At 68.7% G+C, this 15,636-nt stretch carries 13 protein-coding genes and 5 pseudogenes; 6 read left to right on the top strand and 12 right to left on the bottom strand.

The genetic code is table 11. The annotated features are described in order from the left end of the window. Window positions 1–135: 135 nt before the first annotated feature. From BLW57_RS42765 to BLW57_RS38445, 5 genes and pseudogenes are all read right to left on the bottom strand, one after another. Window positions 136–303, bottom strand: coding sequence for a hypothetical protein (locus BLW57_RS42765; RefSeq protein WP_256339874.1), 168 nt, complete (start codon window positions 301–303; stop codon window positions 136–138). Window positions 304–382: 79 nt separating this feature from the next. Then, window positions 383–562, bottom strand: a pseudogene (locus BLW57_RS42760) (hypothetical protein); the annotation flags it as partial. Then, window positions 529–828, bottom strand: coding sequence for a hypothetical protein (locus tag BLW57_RS42755; RefSeq protein ID WP_093480261.1), 300 nt, complete (start codon window positions 826–828; stop codon window positions 529–531). The gene BLW57_RS42755 and the pseudogene BLW57_RS42760, both read right to left, overlap by 34 nt. Next, a complete protein-coding gene (locus BLW57_RS42750) occupies window positions 825–1,970 on the bottom strand; it encodes a thiamine pyrophosphate-dependent enzyme (RefSeq protein WP_093480260.1) in 1,146 nt (381 codons plus the stop codon). Before BLW57_RS42750 ends, BLW57_RS42755 begins: the two co-directional genes overlap by 4 nt. A gap of 252 nt (window positions 1,971–2,222) precedes the next feature. Then, window positions 2,223–2,888 (bottom strand): nitroreductase, encoded by a 666-nt coding sequence (locus tag BLW57_RS38445; RefSeq protein WP_093480259.1) that lies wholly within the window; start codon window positions 2,886–2,888, stop codon window positions 2,223–2,225. A 131-nt stretch (window positions 2,889–3,019) separates the two neighbouring features. On the opposite strand from BLW57_RS38445, the pseudogene BLW57_RS38440 reads away from it, so the two are divergent. Together BLW57_RS38440 and BLW57_RS38435 are read left to right on the top strand one after the other, a co-directional pair. Beyond that, window positions 3,020–3,650: pseudogene (locus tag BLW57_RS38440) on the top strand (transposase). Window positions 3,651–3,721: 71 nt separating this feature from the next. Continuing rightward, window positions 3,722–4,955 (top strand): annotated as a pseudogene (locus tag BLW57_RS38435) (IS701 family transposase). 273 nt (window positions 4,956–5,228) lie between these two features. Here the strand turns inward: BLW57_RS38435 and BLW57_RS38430 are convergent. Further along, complete coding sequence (locus BLW57_RS38430) at window positions 5,229–5,675, bottom strand: hypothetical protein (RefSeq protein WP_093480258.1); 447 nt, start codon at window positions 5,673–5,675, stop codon at window positions 5,229–5,231. Window positions 5,676–6,065: 390 nt separating this feature from the next. On the opposite strand from BLW57_RS38430, the gene BLW57_RS38425 reads away from it, so the two are divergent. Then, entirely contained in the window at window positions 6,066–6,266 is a 201-nt protein-coding gene (locus BLW57_RS38425; RefSeq protein WP_256339744.1) for a hypothetical protein, read from the top strand. A 314-nt stretch (window positions 6,267–6,580) separates the two neighbouring features. On the opposite strand, the gene BLW57_RS38420 is transcribed toward BLW57_RS38425, so the two are convergent. Next, window positions 6,581–7,807, bottom strand: a complete 1,227-nt coding sequence (locus tag BLW57_RS38420; protein WP_101376916.1) for an ADP-ribosylglycohydrolase family protein — start codon at window positions 7,805–7,807, stop codon at window positions 6,581–6,583. Between the two features lie 363 nt (window positions 7,808–8,170). On the opposite strand from BLW57_RS38420, the pseudogene BLW57_RS38415 reads away from it, so the two are divergent. Next, window positions 8,171–9,262, top strand: a pseudogene (locus BLW57_RS38415) (helicase associated domain-containing protein); the annotation flags it as partial. A 112-nt stretch (window positions 9,263–9,374) separates the two neighbouring features. Next, the gene (locus BLW57_RS38410) at window positions 9,375–10,163 is read left to right on the top strand and encodes a hypothetical protein (protein WP_256339743.1); all 789 of its coding nucleotides are present in this window, start codon (window positions 9,375–9,377) and stop codon (window positions 10,161–10,163) included. Between the two features lie 341 nt (window positions 10,164–10,504). On the opposite strand, the gene BLW57_RS38405 is transcribed toward BLW57_RS38410, so the two are convergent. Together BLW57_RS38405 and BLW57_RS41025 are read right to left on the bottom strand one after the other, a co-directional pair. Then, complete coding sequence (locus tag BLW57_RS38405) at window positions 10,505–10,915, bottom strand: hypothetical protein (protein WP_143051648.1); 411 nt, start codon at window positions 10,913–10,915, stop codon at window positions 10,505–10,507. A gap of 242 nt (window positions 10,916–11,157) precedes the next feature. Beyond that, window positions 11,158–11,430, bottom strand: coding sequence for a hypothetical protein (locus BLW57_RS41025; protein ID WP_143051647.1), 273 nt, complete (start codon window positions 11,428–11,430; stop codon window positions 11,158–11,160). Window positions 11,431–12,747: 1,317 nt separating this feature from the next. Here BLW57_RS41025 and BLW57_RS38400 point away from each other — a divergent pair. Further along, a protein-coding gene (locus BLW57_RS38400) for an IS5 family transposase (protein ID WP_107450029.1) occupies window positions 12,748–13,556 on the top strand; the annotation gives its coding sequence in 2 pieces (ribosomal slippage) (window positions 12,748–13,096 and window positions 13,096–13,556; 810 coding nt in all). A 107-nt stretch (window positions 13,557–13,663) separates the two neighbouring features. Here the strand turns inward: BLW57_RS38400 and BLW57_RS38395 are convergent. The 3 genes and pseudogenes from BLW57_RS38395 to BLW57_RS38385 all read right to left on the bottom strand — a co-directional run. Then, window positions 13,664–13,852, bottom strand: a pseudogene (locus BLW57_RS38395) (IS5/IS1182 family transposase); the annotation flags it as partial. 27 nt (window positions 13,853–13,879) lie between these two features. Beyond that, complete coding sequence (locus tag BLW57_RS38390) at window positions 13,880–14,533, bottom strand: class I SAM-dependent methyltransferase (protein ID WP_093480255.1); 654 nt, start codon at window positions 14,531–14,533, stop codon at window positions 13,880–13,882. A gap of 35 nt (window positions 14,534–14,568) precedes the next feature. Then, window positions 14,569–15,288, bottom strand: a complete 720-nt coding sequence (locus BLW57_RS38385; RefSeq protein WP_371127878.1) for a transposase — start codon at window positions 15,286–15,288, stop codon at window positions 14,569–14,571. Window positions 15,289–15,636: the final 348 nt, after the last annotated feature.

The following is a 15,636-nucleotide window of genomic DNA, read 5'->3' as shown; positions in this document are numbered from 1 at the left end:
CTGCGGGGAGGCGTGCGGGAACCGGCGTCGCCGCGGCGGCTACGACGTGCTCGGCGGCACCACCGGCGACCCCGCTCCCCCGGCGCGCAGACCCTCCCCGACCGTGGTGATCAGAAGCTCACCGGAAGGCCGCCCTCACGAGAGCCTGCTGCTTAGAGCGTGCCGGCGAGCGGAGCCGACCGCCGGTGCGGGCGCCTCGGGTCGGCTGACACGGTCCACAGGGCGTCTGGCCAGCCGGTGCAGGCGCGGCGCGAGGAAGGACCACGCGCGCTGGTTGGCCGGCTCTTCCTGGACCCACCGCACGTCCGCCGTCGCCGGGAGGGGCCAGTTCGGCCGCGAGCTCGTCCTCGGGGAACGGGTAGAGGCGTTCCACGCGGACGATCGCCGTGTCCGCCGGGTCCGAGGCCCCGCGGTGGGCGTCGAGGTGGTAGAACACCTTGCCGGCACAGAGCAGCACGCGCGTGACCCGTCCGGGGTCCTGTGTGCCGTCCGGCAGGATCGGGCGGAAGCCGCCCTGGGTGAACTCGGTCAAGGCGGAGGTGGCCGCCTTCGACCGCAGCATCGACTTCGGGGTGAAGACCACCTGCGGCCGCCCGGTGTCGCCGGAGCCGCCCAGCGCCTGTTCCCTGAGCCCTGCGCGCGCAGCTGGAGGAAACGCTCGATCCTGGCGGAGGAGTGGTCCGGCCCCTGCCCCTCCAGGCCGTGGGGCAGCAGCAGTGTCACCGTGGAGCGCTGTCCCCACTTCTGCTCGGCCGAGGGGATGTACTCGTCGATGACGGTCTGCGCGCCCTTGACGAAGTCCCCGAACTGGGCCTCCCACAGCATCATGCCCTCCGGGCGGGCCAGCGCTTATCCGTACTCGAAGCCCAGCGCCGCCAGTTCGGACAGCATCGTCGTGCGGTGCGAAGCCGGCGGCCCGCGGCCCGCGGCCCCAGGGAGCGCAACGGCGTGTGCTCGGCGCCGGTGAGCCGGTCGGTCAGTACGGCATGTCGCTGACCGAAGGTGCCGCGGCGCGAGTCCTGCCCGGCCAGCCGCACCGGGTGGCCCTCCAGCAGGAGCGAACCGATCGCCAGGGTTTCCGCGGTGGCCCAGTCGACCGCGCCGATGTCGAGCGTCGCCGTACGCCGGTACAGCCGAGGCAGTACCCGCGGATGCACGGTGAAGCCCTGCGGCAGGTCCGTCTGTGCCGCGATGACCTGACGTGCGGTCTTCTCGTCGATCGCGGTCACCGTCCGGTGGATCGCGCGTGCGGCGGTCCTCCGGCCGGCGGCGGGAACGCCCTCGGCGGGCGCGGGCAGTGCCCTGGTCTCGGCGAAAGGCGTCTCGAGACGATCCCGGTACGTGCGGCGGGCCGCCTCCACCTGCCGCTCGCCGATGTCCCCGCGGGCCACCAGGGACTCCGCGTACGTCCTGCGCGCCGAGGGCCTGGCGTCGGTCAGGGCGTACGTCACCGGCTGGGTGACGGACGGGTCGTCGACCTCGCTGTGCCCGTGGCGCCGGTAGCAGACCAGATCGACCACGACGTCCCTGTGGAACGTCTGCCGGGAGTCGAAGGCAAGCCGCGCCACGCGGCCGACGGCCTCCGGGTCGTCGCCGTTGACGTGGAAGATCGGGGCCTCCACCACCCGTGCCACATCGGTGGCGTATCGACTCCTAACCCAAAAGATCATTCTGTTAGGAGTTCTAACCGCGGCTGCGCCTCCCTGGGGCAGCGCAGCCAGCATGACGCGGCCTTTGGCACCCCAGCCTGTGTAGAGCTGATCGTGCATGTTCCCCGCGACCTTGAGCGCGAGGACCGCCGTCACCAGTTCGTCGGCCCGAGCTTCCAGGGAGGCACGGTCGGCGGCGGCTTCCTTGCGCTCTTCCGCCTTGCGCGTGCGCCAGGCGTTTTCCCATCCGCCAAGAAACAACAGCGCGACGGGGCCGGCGGCAGTGACTGCCTTGTCCAGTAGTTCGCTATCCACGAGCATGACGACTCATCAGGAGCCCGGCAGGTTACCGCCCGACACGTCCCGTCTGCCACCACACCTTTCGCACATGTCCAACCGACCGGGGCGCCCGGCCGTGATGGCGCGTGCCCCTCGGGCTCCGAAGCCTCCCGCGGGCCCGTGTGACGGTACCTCGCGTGCAGCGCACAGGGCCGGTGCCCGCGGTCTCCGGGGGCGCGCGAGCAAGGAGTCAGCCGATTTGGGCCCTGTCCTGTCGTTCTCGGCCGTCAGCGGTCACACTCCGATGAAGCTCACCGTTTCCGTCATGTCCGCCCGCCCGGTACGCAGCCTTGGCACGCCTTCCTTCTCAAATCCCACTGAGATGCCGCAGTACAGCACAAGCTCGTCATCGGCTCCGACTGTACGGCCGACGGTCTTGCGGTACATGGTCCACATCACCTGGGGGCAGCTGTGCAACCCTTCTGCCCTCAGCAACAACATGACTGTCTGCAAGTACATCCCCGCATCACCCCACTGTCCGCGCCCCATCGTCCGGACGAGGTAGCAGAACAAGACGACCGGCGCTCCGAACGCCTCCGAGTTCAAGGTAGCGATCTTCTGAGGCCGGTCGGGGTCGTCGCGCTCGATCCCCAGCGCTTCGTATCGCTGAGCGGCCGCAGCGGAGAAGCGGTCCAGATACGGCGAGGTCAGTTCGTCCGGGTACATCGGATACTCCCGTTCATCACCCGGGTCTCCCGCCAGTGCCCTGGCCGTCGCGCGCCTCTTCAGTTCGGCCAAGGGTTCGCCGCTCACGACATACATGTGCCACGGCTGGAGGTTCCCGCTGGACGGGGCCCGCGTTGCTGCGGTCAGCACTCGTTCGAGGACCTCCTTGGGCACCGGCTCATCGCTGAACGCCCGTACGGCCCGGCGGCTGTCGACGGCCTCATACACATCCACGTCTTTAGCGTCCTCTCATTCAACCGGGCCCCTCCACCGTATTCAGCGGTCAGGACCGAGCATCGCTGGGGGCCGGACGATATTCCGACGATCAGTCAGTCATTGATACGACTATGGGGAGTAGGAGTTAACTGACAGATGCCCAGTGGGAGCGGCTGGAGCCGCTCTGCCGGTGAGCAACGGGCGTTGCGGCAGGTGGCGGGACCATCGTCAGGTCGTGATCGGGGTGTTGTACCCGGACACGCACCGGACCGTGGAAGACGGTGCACGAGCGCCATCGCCGGTGGTCGGCGGACGGAACGTGGGAGATGCTCCTGCGGCGGATCCAGAACGAGGCGGACGCGGCCGGCGAGATCGACTGGGAGGTCTCGGTCGACTCGACGTCCGTGCGCGCGCACCACCACGCCGCCGGCGCCCGGCATGCTCCGTCGCCATCCTTCAAAGGGGGCTTTGTCCAGGCGGTCAAAGTCGCTCGGTTCCGGTCGGAACTGATCGACCGGCTGGCGGAGTGGTGCGGGAGGTGAGGCGCTCGGCCGCTCGCGTGGCGGGTTCACTACCAAGAGCCACCTGAGTGCGGACGCCAGCGCCGGGGGTCGGCCGCCCGGTTTCGACCAGCACCGCTACAAGAAGCGCAACACCGTTGAACGGGCGATCAACAGGCTGAAGACCCTCCGCGGGGTTGCGACCAGGTTCGACAAACGCGGCTACGTCTACCTCGGCACCGTCACCGCAGCCGCACTCGTCATCTGGCTCCGCTCGTGATCGCCAGGACAGGCCCTAATAGTGCTTCGTTACGCCGGGTGATCTCGCCTGGTGTTGGGTATCTTCTTGGTATGAGGCTGGGGGAAGTGGAACGACTCCGGGGTGAGTTATCGGAGTTCGTGGCCGATGTGTTCGCCTCGGTGCCGCGGCGGGATCAGCGGCGGCGGGGCGAATGTTATCTGCGGGGCCTGATGCTCGACGGCCGGCGCAAGTCGGTCCAGCCGATGGCCGAGCGGCTGCCGGACGGGAACATGCAGGCCCTGTAGCAGTTCGTGAACCAGTCGCCGTGGGATCCGCTGCCGGTCAGGCAGCGGATCGCCGAGCGGCTGTCCGAGGTGATCACTCCTGAGGTGTGGGTGATCGACGACGTGTCGTTCCCCAAGTGCGGGTAGGCGTCGTCCGGGGTGGCCCGCCAGTACTGCGGAGCGGTCGGGAAACGGGCGAACTGCCAGGTCGGGGTCATTGTCCACGCCGCCACCGACACCGCCTCGTGCCCACTGCAGTGGCAGTTGTATCTGCCGCGTGAGTGGACGGACGAGCCGGACCGATGCCGCAGGGCAGGAGTCCCCGACGACGTGGTGCACCGGGAGAAGTGGCGTCTCGCGCTCGGCCTGCTGGACACACTCGCCCAGTGGCAGTTGAAGGCGCCGGTCGTGGTCGCCGACGCCGGCTACGGCGTCAGCACCCCCTTCCGGCTCGGCCTCCAGGAACGAGGCTGTCCTATGTCCTGGCCCTGAACGGGAAAGAAGTCGCCCACCCGGAGGACGTCGAGCCGCACCAGCCGGCTTACGGCGGGCTCGGACCGCCCACCCTTTCCCGCTACCGCACCCCACCGCGAGCCGTCTGCGCCCTCGCAGCGCAGGCGGCTGCGGAGCGGTTCACCGAGGTGACCTGGAGGCAGGGCAGCAAAGGCGCGATGACCTCATGGTTCGCGGTGCTGACAGTGCGGCCTGCGGGCAAGCAGTCCCTGGCCGCAGCTCAGGAGGCGAGCGGCGGCCGCAACCGGTGGGACGGCGTCCTGCCCGTCGAGACACCCCTCGTCGAATGGCCGGACGGCCAGGACACCCCGATGGACTACTGGATATCGAACCTGCCCGCCACCACGCCCGTCGCTGACCTGGTGCGGTGGGCGAAGATGCGCTGGCGGATCGAGCACGACTACCGCGAACTCAAGCACGGCCTCGGACTGGACCACTTTGAGGCCGCACCTGGCGTGGCTGGCACCACCACGTCACCCTCGTCACCGCCGCCCAGGCCTTCCTCACTCTCCGGCGGCTCGACCCAAAAGTCCGCACACCGGCCTGACCCTCTACCAGGTCCTCGACGCCCTTCAGGACCTGCTGAGGTGCTGGACCGGCACCTGCACCACCTTCGGACGCCCCCTTCCCCGCCCTCGGAGCAGCCACAGACAGCCCACAACCTAACGAAGCACTACTAGAGGCCGTGCGGCCAAGGTGTTGCGCCATATGAACATCCAACCCGCACGGCCTCAATCACGGCACGGCGCACCCGCTGCGACTACCGCGCCGTGACGCCGATCTGGTCTCCATCGCTTGCGGTCGCGGTGATGCGGGCGGCTCAGAGGGTGCCGAGCGCGCCCACGGCCGCGCGGATGTGGGCCGGCCCGAGACGTGGCCGCTCTCCGGCGCACCACCAGGAGAGCTGCCCCTGCACCTCGCGCGCATGCATGCCCAGGTTGTGTTCGACGCACAGGGGCCACGCCTGCCGCAGACACTCAATGACGGTGTCCTGCGCGGCGTCGGCGACGATCGCCAAGGCATGAGCAAGGTCTTCGGCTGCCTTTGGGTACAGGTGACCGCCGTGCCACTCGCCATTGGCCAGCGCAACGTAGACATACTCCGGCTCGCCCGCCTCGTAGGAAGGCTGGGCCATGAGTTGCAGAGGCCCCTGCTCAGGGAGAGTCACTGCCAAGTCCCGGTTGAGGAGCGCAAGAGCCTCGTCCCACAGGGGGTACTCGCCCAGCGAGACGCGACGGAGCCCGGGATCATCGAAGAGAGCATGCACAGGGCTATCCTCCACCACGGACGGTCGACCCCAGTCGCGCACCTGGTGGTTAGGCCTCCGGTCTGATCGCATTGGTGCGGATCTCTGACATCTGCCGGGGACGCTCCTTCCTGCTCGCAGCGGCCAGGGCACGTCCTGCACCTGATGCACGTCACGGTCATGGGATGCGGGGTCCACCGGGTCTTGCCGCACACGTCTGCAGGTCCCGCATCAGCCGCCCCTGCCAGCCCGGTTTCCGGCTGGTACTCAGACGCCCGCCCCGGTCGCCGGGGCCGCGCCGGTGGCGGGCTCGCCTGACCGGTGGTGCCAGCCACCCTCGTCCCGGTGCGCAAGGCGCGCTTTCTGGCCAGTACTCGCAGGTAGCGGTACGGAAGGCCGGCCGGTCGGGGCATGATCGCGCTGGGCCGGGCCGTCCTGGCCGCCTACCTGGCCGGCCGGGACAGCCGGGGCGAAACGTTCCGCGTCGTCATTCGCACCGACCACGGCCGCCACGTTGTCATCATTGCCGACCAACTCACCACCCCCGGCTGTGAAGTCGGCCCGGTCGTCCGCCCGGCGCTGCCCGCCTACCTCAGCAACGCCCTCGCCTGACGCCGAGCCCGCCACGACCGGATCACCAACACCCGGCCTCCCCGTGCGTGCGGGGAGCAGACTGGCTTGGCCGGGCCTACGGGACGGTGGGGCAGCGCTGCTGTGGGGTCGCTGAAGGTGGGCGGGGACGCGCTCAGACGCAGGGAGTGCTGCGTCTGAGAACGAGGTGAGGAGTCACCACAGTTCGGAGAAGTTGAGTTCCACATTCGCGTCGGACCCCTGGCGGTAGCTATATGGGAACAGGGTACAAATAACGGACCGCTTACGCTCACAGGTGGCAGCAGTGCAACCGCCGTGCGTGGCCGCCGACAGAATCACCCTCCCGGATAGCGGTTCCACCAGTTCGGGTCCCAGCCCCCAACGTACTCGCCGCCGCTCGGCGAGTCGGTGGCTTCGCTCAGCAGGTCGCGAGCCAAGGTATCGAGAACCCAGGCCAGTTCGTGACGGCTCACCAGGCCGCCCGGAAGTGCCTCGACACCGTGCGCCGCCCCGAGCAGGGCGCCGGTCACACAGGCGACCGAGGCACCGCTCGGTGCGCCGGCCGCGAAGCGCAGCGCGGTCTCGACGTCGCTACGGTCAGGGAAGGAGGCAGCGGCATAGAGCCCGCCGAGGAGTGCTGACGGTGCCGTGGCGTCCGGTGCGAGCTGGGCGAGCCGTCCGGCGTCGGCGGGCTGAGCAACGGCCTGCCGGAGGGCTGCAGTGAGCGGCCCGTGCTCGTCGTCGGTGAGGCCCCGGTCAAGGGAGGGGAGAGCGGAGAGCCCGGCCTGAAGTGAATTCCGTACCCCGTTGCCGGTCAGGCAGTGATGGACCAGCACGGTCGCGCGGGCTGCGGCGGAGTGCGCCGCCCCGTCACCATGCGTCAAAGCGGCGAACTCTCGCGCTTGCGCGGTCCAGTACCCCAGATCCGAGACAGCGACCGCGGCAACCGGGAGGGTGCGGGTCAGAGCGTGGTAGCCACGGCTGTCCGTCGCCGGTCGCTCCAGGGTGCCCTGCTCGACCTTCGACAACGCCGCCACCGTGGCCGGCGCGGAGCCGCGCCGTTCCGTCAGCACCGGTATCTGGGCCAGCCAGCCGTCCGGCCATGTCGTTTCGGTGTCGTAGGGGGCCCAGCGGCGCCGCATCCGCTCGGCCTCGATGCCCTGCAGGGCTGCCCACCGGCAGTACGCGTGCCAGACCACCGACGGCGGATGGCAGATGCCCTTGTGGTTGCCGCGGACGATCGCACGGATGGTGCCCTCCGCAGTGAAGCAGGCCAACTGGGTACTCACGCTGGCCCGCAACGGGCCACCGGCCGGCAACTTGCCCCCAGCGGCTCCCAGCGTCTCCCCCACCGCCAGACCCAGCAGCATCCCACGTACTCGAGACTCCGCCCTGTTCCTGAGGAACTTCTTCCGGTGCTCCTGCTCCTTCTCCTGCTTGGCACGCTCCTGCTCGGGGGTGAGCACGAGAGGCGGGTCCCACACGATGCCGCCCTGGTGGTAGGGCTGGTACCGCTCGTCATCTACCTCCACCCCGTTCTGGCCCTGCTCACCATGAGCCATACGCTCCCCCTCCAACGACGCGCAATGCCGCGCTCTCCCAGAACAGCAGTGATACCACCTCGTCCGCGGCTCAGGACCGGCAGGAACAGGACCGTCATTGTTCGGGGTAACGGCCGGGGGGTGCACAACGACCACCACAAAGACGAACCGCCAGAAGTGCACACCAGCCAAAACGACCTGAGCATCCCCGAAGCCACGACACGACAGGTCTGACGGACCAGCAGCAATGCGCATCACATCACCGCACCACCAGCAAGTACACAGAAAGAAGACGGCCTCGCAGCGGAATCAGAGCAACCAATCAAAGTGCACAACCACAGGTCACAGCACTCCTTCATGAGCAGGTCTTCTAGACGGTGACACCGGCAGCTACTGAAGTTCTCCACCCCTCGCGATCCCGCGCAGCTGGCCGCCTTCATCAACCTCCGCGTCCTCAACCCCGAGCCCACTGGCGACGCGGTGTGGAGGACGCCGGCATCTACCACCGGCTCCACGGCGACCTGAAGGTGCCGTTCTCCTACCGCGTCCCCACCGCGGGCGACGACCAGGAGCAGCAGGCGGAGGTGGAGGGTGGCGAAGGGTGGCCGGCCTCGCTCGCCGCGTTCCCGCTCGGACAATGGATCGCCGACGCCTGCCGCTTCAACGCCCGCGGCGACATGGACGCCGACCGCATCGCCCAGCTGGAACAGCTGGGCATGGTCTGGTCCCACTACGACGTCGCCTGGGACGAAGGCCTCACCGCAGCCCGCGGCTGGGCAGCCGAGAACGGGCACCTCGCAGCACCGACCGACGCCACCTACGGGGGTTATCGCCTAGGGCTATATCTGAAGAACGCGCGGGCCGCGGCCCGGCGAGCGGCAATCGACGAACAGCGGCGAGCCGAAGGGCTGCCCGTAGGATCGGCAACCGGGCTGTCCCAGGAGCGGCGTGAGCAGCTGGACGACATCGCCCCCGCCTTGTGCCCCGCATGGCCCATCGACTGGCAACGCTGCTTCCGCCTCACCCGCCAGCACCTCGAAGCCGGGTGCGCTGCATATGACGCCGGGCGACATCGTGCACCAAGGCGAGGACCTGGGGCGGTGGGTACGGGCACAACGCCTCGGCTTCGACAAACTCACCGCCGTCCAGCAATGGATACTGGAACACGTCCTCGGCATCACACCCGCCAACGAGCACGAGAAGCCCAAGCCGCGCATGAGTCAGGCCGACAAGTGGGCGCTGAACTACGCGGCCGCCCGGCAGTTCTACGAGCGCGAGGGGCACCTTCGCGTACCCCGGACGCACGTCGCACGGATCGCCGTCAGCGCTCACGAGGACGGGAGCGGCGGCGAGGACCAGGAGCAGCGCGAGCTCAGGCTCGGGGGATCGATCGGCAACCAACGCTCCCGGGCCGCCACGCTCTCCACCGAGCGGATGGAGCAGCTGGCCGCCATCGGCATGCGATGGATGATCTAGAGTTCCGGCGGCGGCAGTCGATCCGCCGCTCAGATACTCGACTCAGGGGTGGGGATTGATCACTGCAGAGTCTGCTGCTGTGCAGCGGAGATTGCCGGCGACCGTGCGGCGGGTGGCCGCCGTGGCGGTGGCCGGGGGTATGGCGCTGGTGGGCGTGGGGCTCACGGCGTCGGCGGCACACGCGGCCGAAGGCGACATCTCTTTCTCGAACGTCGTCCTCAACAAGGGTAAGCCCATCGTCGTCGGCCTCAGTGCCGAGGTCGAGGCCCCGCTGACCTACACGGTCAAGAGCAGCGTGTCACTCGACGACTGGTGGGTCGAGGCGTACCGCACCAACCGGTCCACCAGGTACCTGCTCGCGATCTCCACGACTCAGTGGAGCTGCAGGACATCCTCCGCGGGGGGTTACACCTTCCGCGACTGCGACGAGACGATGACCATCGACCCGGACGGCATGCCGGGCGGTAACGGCAACCATCTCGTCAACAGTGACGCCGCGGCGTGGAAGACCCTCGGAACGGCCATCAAGAAGAACGGCAGTTACGACACCGACCTGCTCTCCGCGACAGTCCGCCTCCAGCGTGCCTCGCGTATCCAGAACGCGAACGCGTCCCCGGAACCCGTCGCAAAGGGCAAGCCGATCACCGTCACCGGCACCGTGCAACGCGCCAACTGGAGTCGGCACCGCTACGACAACTACGGTGACCGGCTGGTGAAACTGCAGTTCAAGCCCGCCGGTTCCAGCAGCTACTCCACGGTCAAGACGGTGACTGCCAGCAGTACCGGCTACCTGAAAACCAGCGTGACAGCCTCCCAGGACGGCACCTGGCGCTGGCGATACAGCGGCAACACCACTACCGGTGCTAGCAACTCCTCCGGCGACTACGTCGACGTGACCTAAGACCCGTGCCACGGTCACCAGCCTGACCGCACAGTGAAGACCCCGCTCCGGCGGGGTCTTCGCCGTCCCCGGCGCCGCCGTCGCTGGTGACAGGGGCACCTCGGTGGCGCCCTCCGTTCACTGCGCGCGGCCCCGCCTCCCAGCTCACAGGTTGTCGATCGTGGAGCCCGGGCTGACAGGCGCGAGCGGACCCGGCCTCCACCACCGGGTGGCCCCGCCCGCCGACGCTGCTCGGAGCCACCCCGCGCGGATGTATCCCGCCGGGGGGAGGCCGGAGCTCCCCGGCCGGGTTGCACCGGTCTCCCCCTCAGGCACCTGTGTGAACGTGCTTGGAGCGGTGGTCAGGCCGCCCAGACTCCCGTGTTCGCCGCCGTCGAACCGAAGTCGAAGTAGAAGTGCGTGCCGTCCTTGACGTCTGTCGCGACAACGGTCCACTGGCCCGCCGGGGCGGTCTTGTACGAGCCCTGGCAGTACGAGCCGCCGGAGCTGGGCAGCCAGCACACCGCGATGCTCGTGGTCGTGTTGGGCTTGATGTTGATGTCGGCGCAGTTGGTGGTGGCCGTCAGGTACGGGCCACCCTGCGGGTACCAGCGGTTCCCCGCGGGCTTGGAATAGGACTTCGCACTGCCGTAGCAGGAGAGCGCACCCGTCTCCCCGCTGGTCTGGGCCTGGGCGGCCGGCGCGGCGGCGAGGACGCCGCCGAGCAGCACCGCCGAAAATAAGGACGCGGTGACAGCCTTCCTGATGCTCATGTTTCCCCCTCGGTGAAGTGCCGGGTTCCCCGGTCGGTCCCCCTGACAGCAGCGGTCCGGGCGGCCCTGTGGCATCGCCCCCACACCGCCACCACAGGATGCTGCGGGACGCCCCCTGCGGTGAACAGGGCCAATATCGGTCATGTCCTTGCCACACTGCACAAGTCGGGTGGGGTGCCTGTCGAGTGAAGTGAACGGCGTCACCGGCCGGGTTCGACCGCACGCCGAGGCGGTCGTGGTGCTCACAGAGCCGGCCGAGCACCACTGCCGTGAGCACCGCGTCCGCCACCGGACGGCGCGTCCGCCACCGGCCGGCGCGCGGCTCTCCTCCACCGGACGGGCGGCCAGCGCCTGCCCCGGCGTCGCCCGTCGACGGCACGGCGTACCGCGGCACGCTCACGGGCGAGGCCCTGCGCCTCCCGCTGCACCGCACTGGCCTCCCGCTCGGTGGCGGCCTGCTCGCGCCGCTTCAGATCCGTCAGGGACGCCTGCGCCGCTGCGCGCTGCTGCAGCATGGGCGGCCAAGCTCGCCGCGCACGCCGTCCCACGGCCCCCGCCGGGCGGAGCGGGGCGAAGGGGCGGGCAAGGCGCAGCGAGGGTTCACCCTGCGGTGTGACCCGGGTGCCCGACAGGGTCACGTGCGCTTTCAGTACGGCAGACGTACGGGAAGTGCACGCATGCGGCCCGGCCGGATCAGCGGACACGAGACCGTGGTCCAGTGACCTATTCCCTGGCCTCCTGCGGACTGCTCCTGTGCGGAGGGAGGCATCGGCGTCAGCAGCAGCGGGTCGGGCTGCCCAGATCGCCGTGCGGGGCACCAGCTGGGGGTCCTGGAAGCGTCCACGAGTCGCGGCGGCGTCAAACCCCGAAAACCCGGCGCATGACCCCGCCAGGGTGGCTCCGGCCTACTGGAGGCGAGGCCAAGGACGCCAGATCGGCGTCCTTCACTATCAGCGGGAGACACCCATGGCTCGCAAGATCCGCAACAACTCCGGCCGCCTGAGGTTCGCGACGATCGCTGCAGCGGCCGCAGCGGTCACGGGAGGCGTCCTCCTCCCCGCCACCACCGCGATGGCGGCCCTCACGACCGCGAGGTACCCACCGCCTCGCCGGTAGATCCGGTGGCCCCCCCGCTAGGGCCCTTCGAGGCGGACCCGCCCCCGGCGCGGCCCGATCCTCCACTGGAAATCCCGGACAAGGCCCCGCCCAACCCCTACGAGGAGGCCCCCCGGTGACCTGGGGGTACACCCCCCGGCAGAGCCCCCGGCCGACCCCCCGGCACAGCCCGACCAGCCGGACGAACCGGTGGACCCCAGCACCATCCTCGAAAAGGGCCTCACCGGCTGAGAACGACGACGGCGGCTGGAGTGGGCGGCGTAATCGGAACCTGTCGCCGAATGCGACGCAGCCGGCCCGGGAGATTTCCTCCCCGGGCCCGCCATGTCCCTGGCCTCGTATGCGCCCCGTGCTCCTCGGCGTGGTCAGTGCCGGTGGAGGATTGGAGCGGGTAACAGAAGGCGGGAGTAACGGCGCATCATTTTTGCACCAAATCCGGTGTAGGTAGTGCTAGTTTTCGCCGATCGGGTCAACGACTCACCCATGCCCGGGCGTTGACGGCCCGAGCGGCCGTCCACGAGTCCAGCGGCAACTTCCGTCGCGCGCAGGCAGTGCAGGACGAGGCCCAAGCCCTGTTCGCCGTCATAGGCACCCCGGACCACCTCCGGACGGCCGCGTTCTGGCCTACCCCGGGTACGCGTCCCTTACTGATCCTTTCAGAATGAGGCTGGATTCGATCTTGGCGGTGTTGTTGCTGGTGGGGCAGGGTTTGGCAGGTGTTGGATGATCTTGTGCCTGATGACCTGTGGGAACGCATAGCCCCGCTGCTGCCTCCTCGCCCGCCGCGGCGCCGTCGGCATCCGGGCCGGCTCCCTGTCGAGGATCGTGCAGCTTTGCGCGGCATCGTTTACGTGCTGTCCAAGGGAGTGAGCTGGGCAGACGTTCCGGCGGAGCGGATCGGCTGCAGCGGGGTGACGTGCTGGAGACGGCTGCGTGACTGGACCGAAGCCGGTGTCTGGCCCCGTCTGCATGAAGTGCTCCTGGCGGAGCTGCGGGCCGAGGGGCTGCTGGACATGGATGACGCCGCCGTCGATGCTTCGCATGTGAGGGCCCTCAAAGGGGGGCGCACACCGGACCTTCGCCGGTGGACCGAGCCCGCCCGGGCAGCAAGCACCACCTGATCACCGACCGGCACGGAACACCCCTTGTCGTCTCGCTGACCAGCGGAAACCGGCACGACATCACCCAGCTCATGCCTCTGCTCGACGCACTGCCCCGCATCCGGGGCCTGCACGGAAGACCCCGTCACCGCCCACGCCGGCTCTACGCAGACCGCGGCTACGACTTCGACAAATACCGTCGCCTCCTGCGAGCTCGCGGCATCACCCCGCGCATCGCCAGACGCGGGGCACCGCACGGCTCCGGCCTGGGCAAAACCCGCTGGGTCGTGGAACGCACCTTCGCCTGGCTCCACCAGTTCAAGCGACTCCGGATCCGCTACGAGATACGACCCGACCTCCACCTCGGCCTGCTCCAACTCGCCTGCAGCATCATCTGCTTGAGACGCCTCCGAAGCTCATTTTGAAAGGATCAGTTAGGCGCAGTACGGCGACGCTCTCGGCCGGAGCTGCCGACCGATGCGCAGTCCCGGCTCGAGGCGTACCTGACCCGCCACTTCGACGACGTCATCGCTTAGAGCTCCCAGCGGAATGCGGTTCGCGGGCGTCGCCAGCAGATCAGCGAGCAGGCGAGCTTGAGGAACGCCTCGTAGATGTCATCGCGGATCTCCCAGCGGATGCGCAGGCGGCCGAACCAGTGCAGCAGCGCGATTGTCTGCTCGACGACCCACCGCTTGGTGCCCAGACCGGAACCGTGGTCGGTGTCAATACCTGTGGATCCGAGCGGCTTTCATGCTGAGGCGGGCTTGCGGGCGAGCATCTGGATCCCGGTCGACTCGTGCCCGTTCATGGTGGACACCGTGATGGTCCGGGTGTCGATGGTCTGGAACCCGGCGAGCAGGGTGGAGAACCACTCGCGGGGGTGGTGGCGGCAGACCGCACCGTCCCCGGTTTCGAACACGCCATAGATTCCGTAGTGATCAGCATGGCGGCCGTAGCGGGCGCGGTTGCGTTCGTCGTCCTGCAGCAGAAGATCGCTGATGTAGAGGATCCCGCCGGGCTTGAGAATGCGGTTCAGCTCGCTGATCAATCGGTGCTGGGCTTCATCGCCGGGAATGCAGGTCAGTACGGCGAAGAGCAGGACGGCGTCGAAGCCTGCGTCTGGACAGGACGAGGCCGGTGGTGCGTCCAGGGCGGCAAAGCGCATGGTGGGGTGCAGGCGCCGTGCCCGACTGATCATTCCCAGTGAGGCATCGACACCCGTGAGGTTGTCGAAGCCGTGCTGTTCGAGCTCCTTCATGATGCGGCCGTATCCGCATCCGTAGTCGAGGATCGCGGCGTGCCTGCTGATCCCGTCGAGCCAGGGCAGATGGAGCGGGTGGGTGAACGTCTTCGTGGCCGCGGCGGCATCCCAGTAGGGAACCTGGCTGTCGAGGTCGGACATGGCAGATGTCTCCCTGGGCGCTTGGCTGAAGCAGGTCATGCTGCCACGGCGGCGGGGCGTTCGACGAGTTGGCCGCGTTCGAAGCGGGCTCCGGCACGGACGAGGGCAACGAGGTGGGGCGCGTTGACAGCCCTCCACCGCTGCTGGGCGGACTCAACGAGCTTGAAGACCATGGACAAGGCGGCGGTGCGGGAGCCGGCGCCGCGAGTGACTTTGGTCCGCAGCCTCACGGTGGAGAACGTCGACTCGATCGGATTCGTGGTCCGCAGGTGGATCCAGCGCTCGGCCGGGAAGTCGAAGAACGCCAGCAGCTCATCCTGGTCGTCGGTGATCTTCTTGACGGCCTTGGGGAACTTCGCGCCGTAGAGCTGGGCGAATGTCGTGATCGCCGCCTCGGCGTGGTCGTGGTCCTCGGCGTTGTAGATGTCCTGGATGGCCTTCTTCGCGCCAGGCTGCGCGGACTTCGGCATGGCGTCGAGCACATTTGCGGTTTTGTGGACCCAGCACCTCTGCTCGCGGGTTTCGGGGAACACCTCGGCCAGGCCCTTCCAGAAGCCCAAAGCACCGTCCCCGACCGCGAGCACTGGGGCGCGCAACCTGTTCTCCCAGAGCCGGTCGACGATGTCCTGGTCGGCTACAAGGGTGTCGGGCGACCACGCCAGCGCGGCCAGCAGGGCCCCGACCGCGGGGGAGGCCGAGACCCACTCCCCGCGGTCGGTGTGCAGCTCGATACAGCCGAGGAGTTGGATGTTCATGCAGGTCCCCCGGTGGTGTGTGCCGGTCATGCGCCCACTGTGCTGTGCGGGACTGGCGTTCGGGTGCCGCATGGATTGTGCATGGCTGCCGGTGTGCATACGTGGGTGCGGCCCAAACCCCCCGAGGAGGCCACGAAACGGCGCGTCGGCCGGCATTTCCGCCAGAGCAGCAGCGCCTCCATCAGCGCCCGGACCCCCAGGTGAGTGAGCCGCACGCCAAGGAACGCGACGAACTGCTCGGCCTGTGGGACCGAAACCCCAGGGTGGTCCCTGGCCTACGCCTCAGCATTGGCCGCTTAGCCGTGTCCGCCTGGCCATCTAGACAGCAGTCAGCACGAACATGAGCTT

Source organism: Streptomyces sp. 1222.5 (genome assembly GCF_900105245.1).
Taxonomy (GTDB): domain Bacteria; phylum Actinomycetota; class Actinomycetes; order Streptomycetales; family Streptomycetaceae; genus Streptomyces; species Streptomyces albidocamelliae.
The sequence above is the reverse complement of the archived record's forward strand: the minus strand, read 5'-3'. Positions and strand labels throughout refer to the sequence as shown.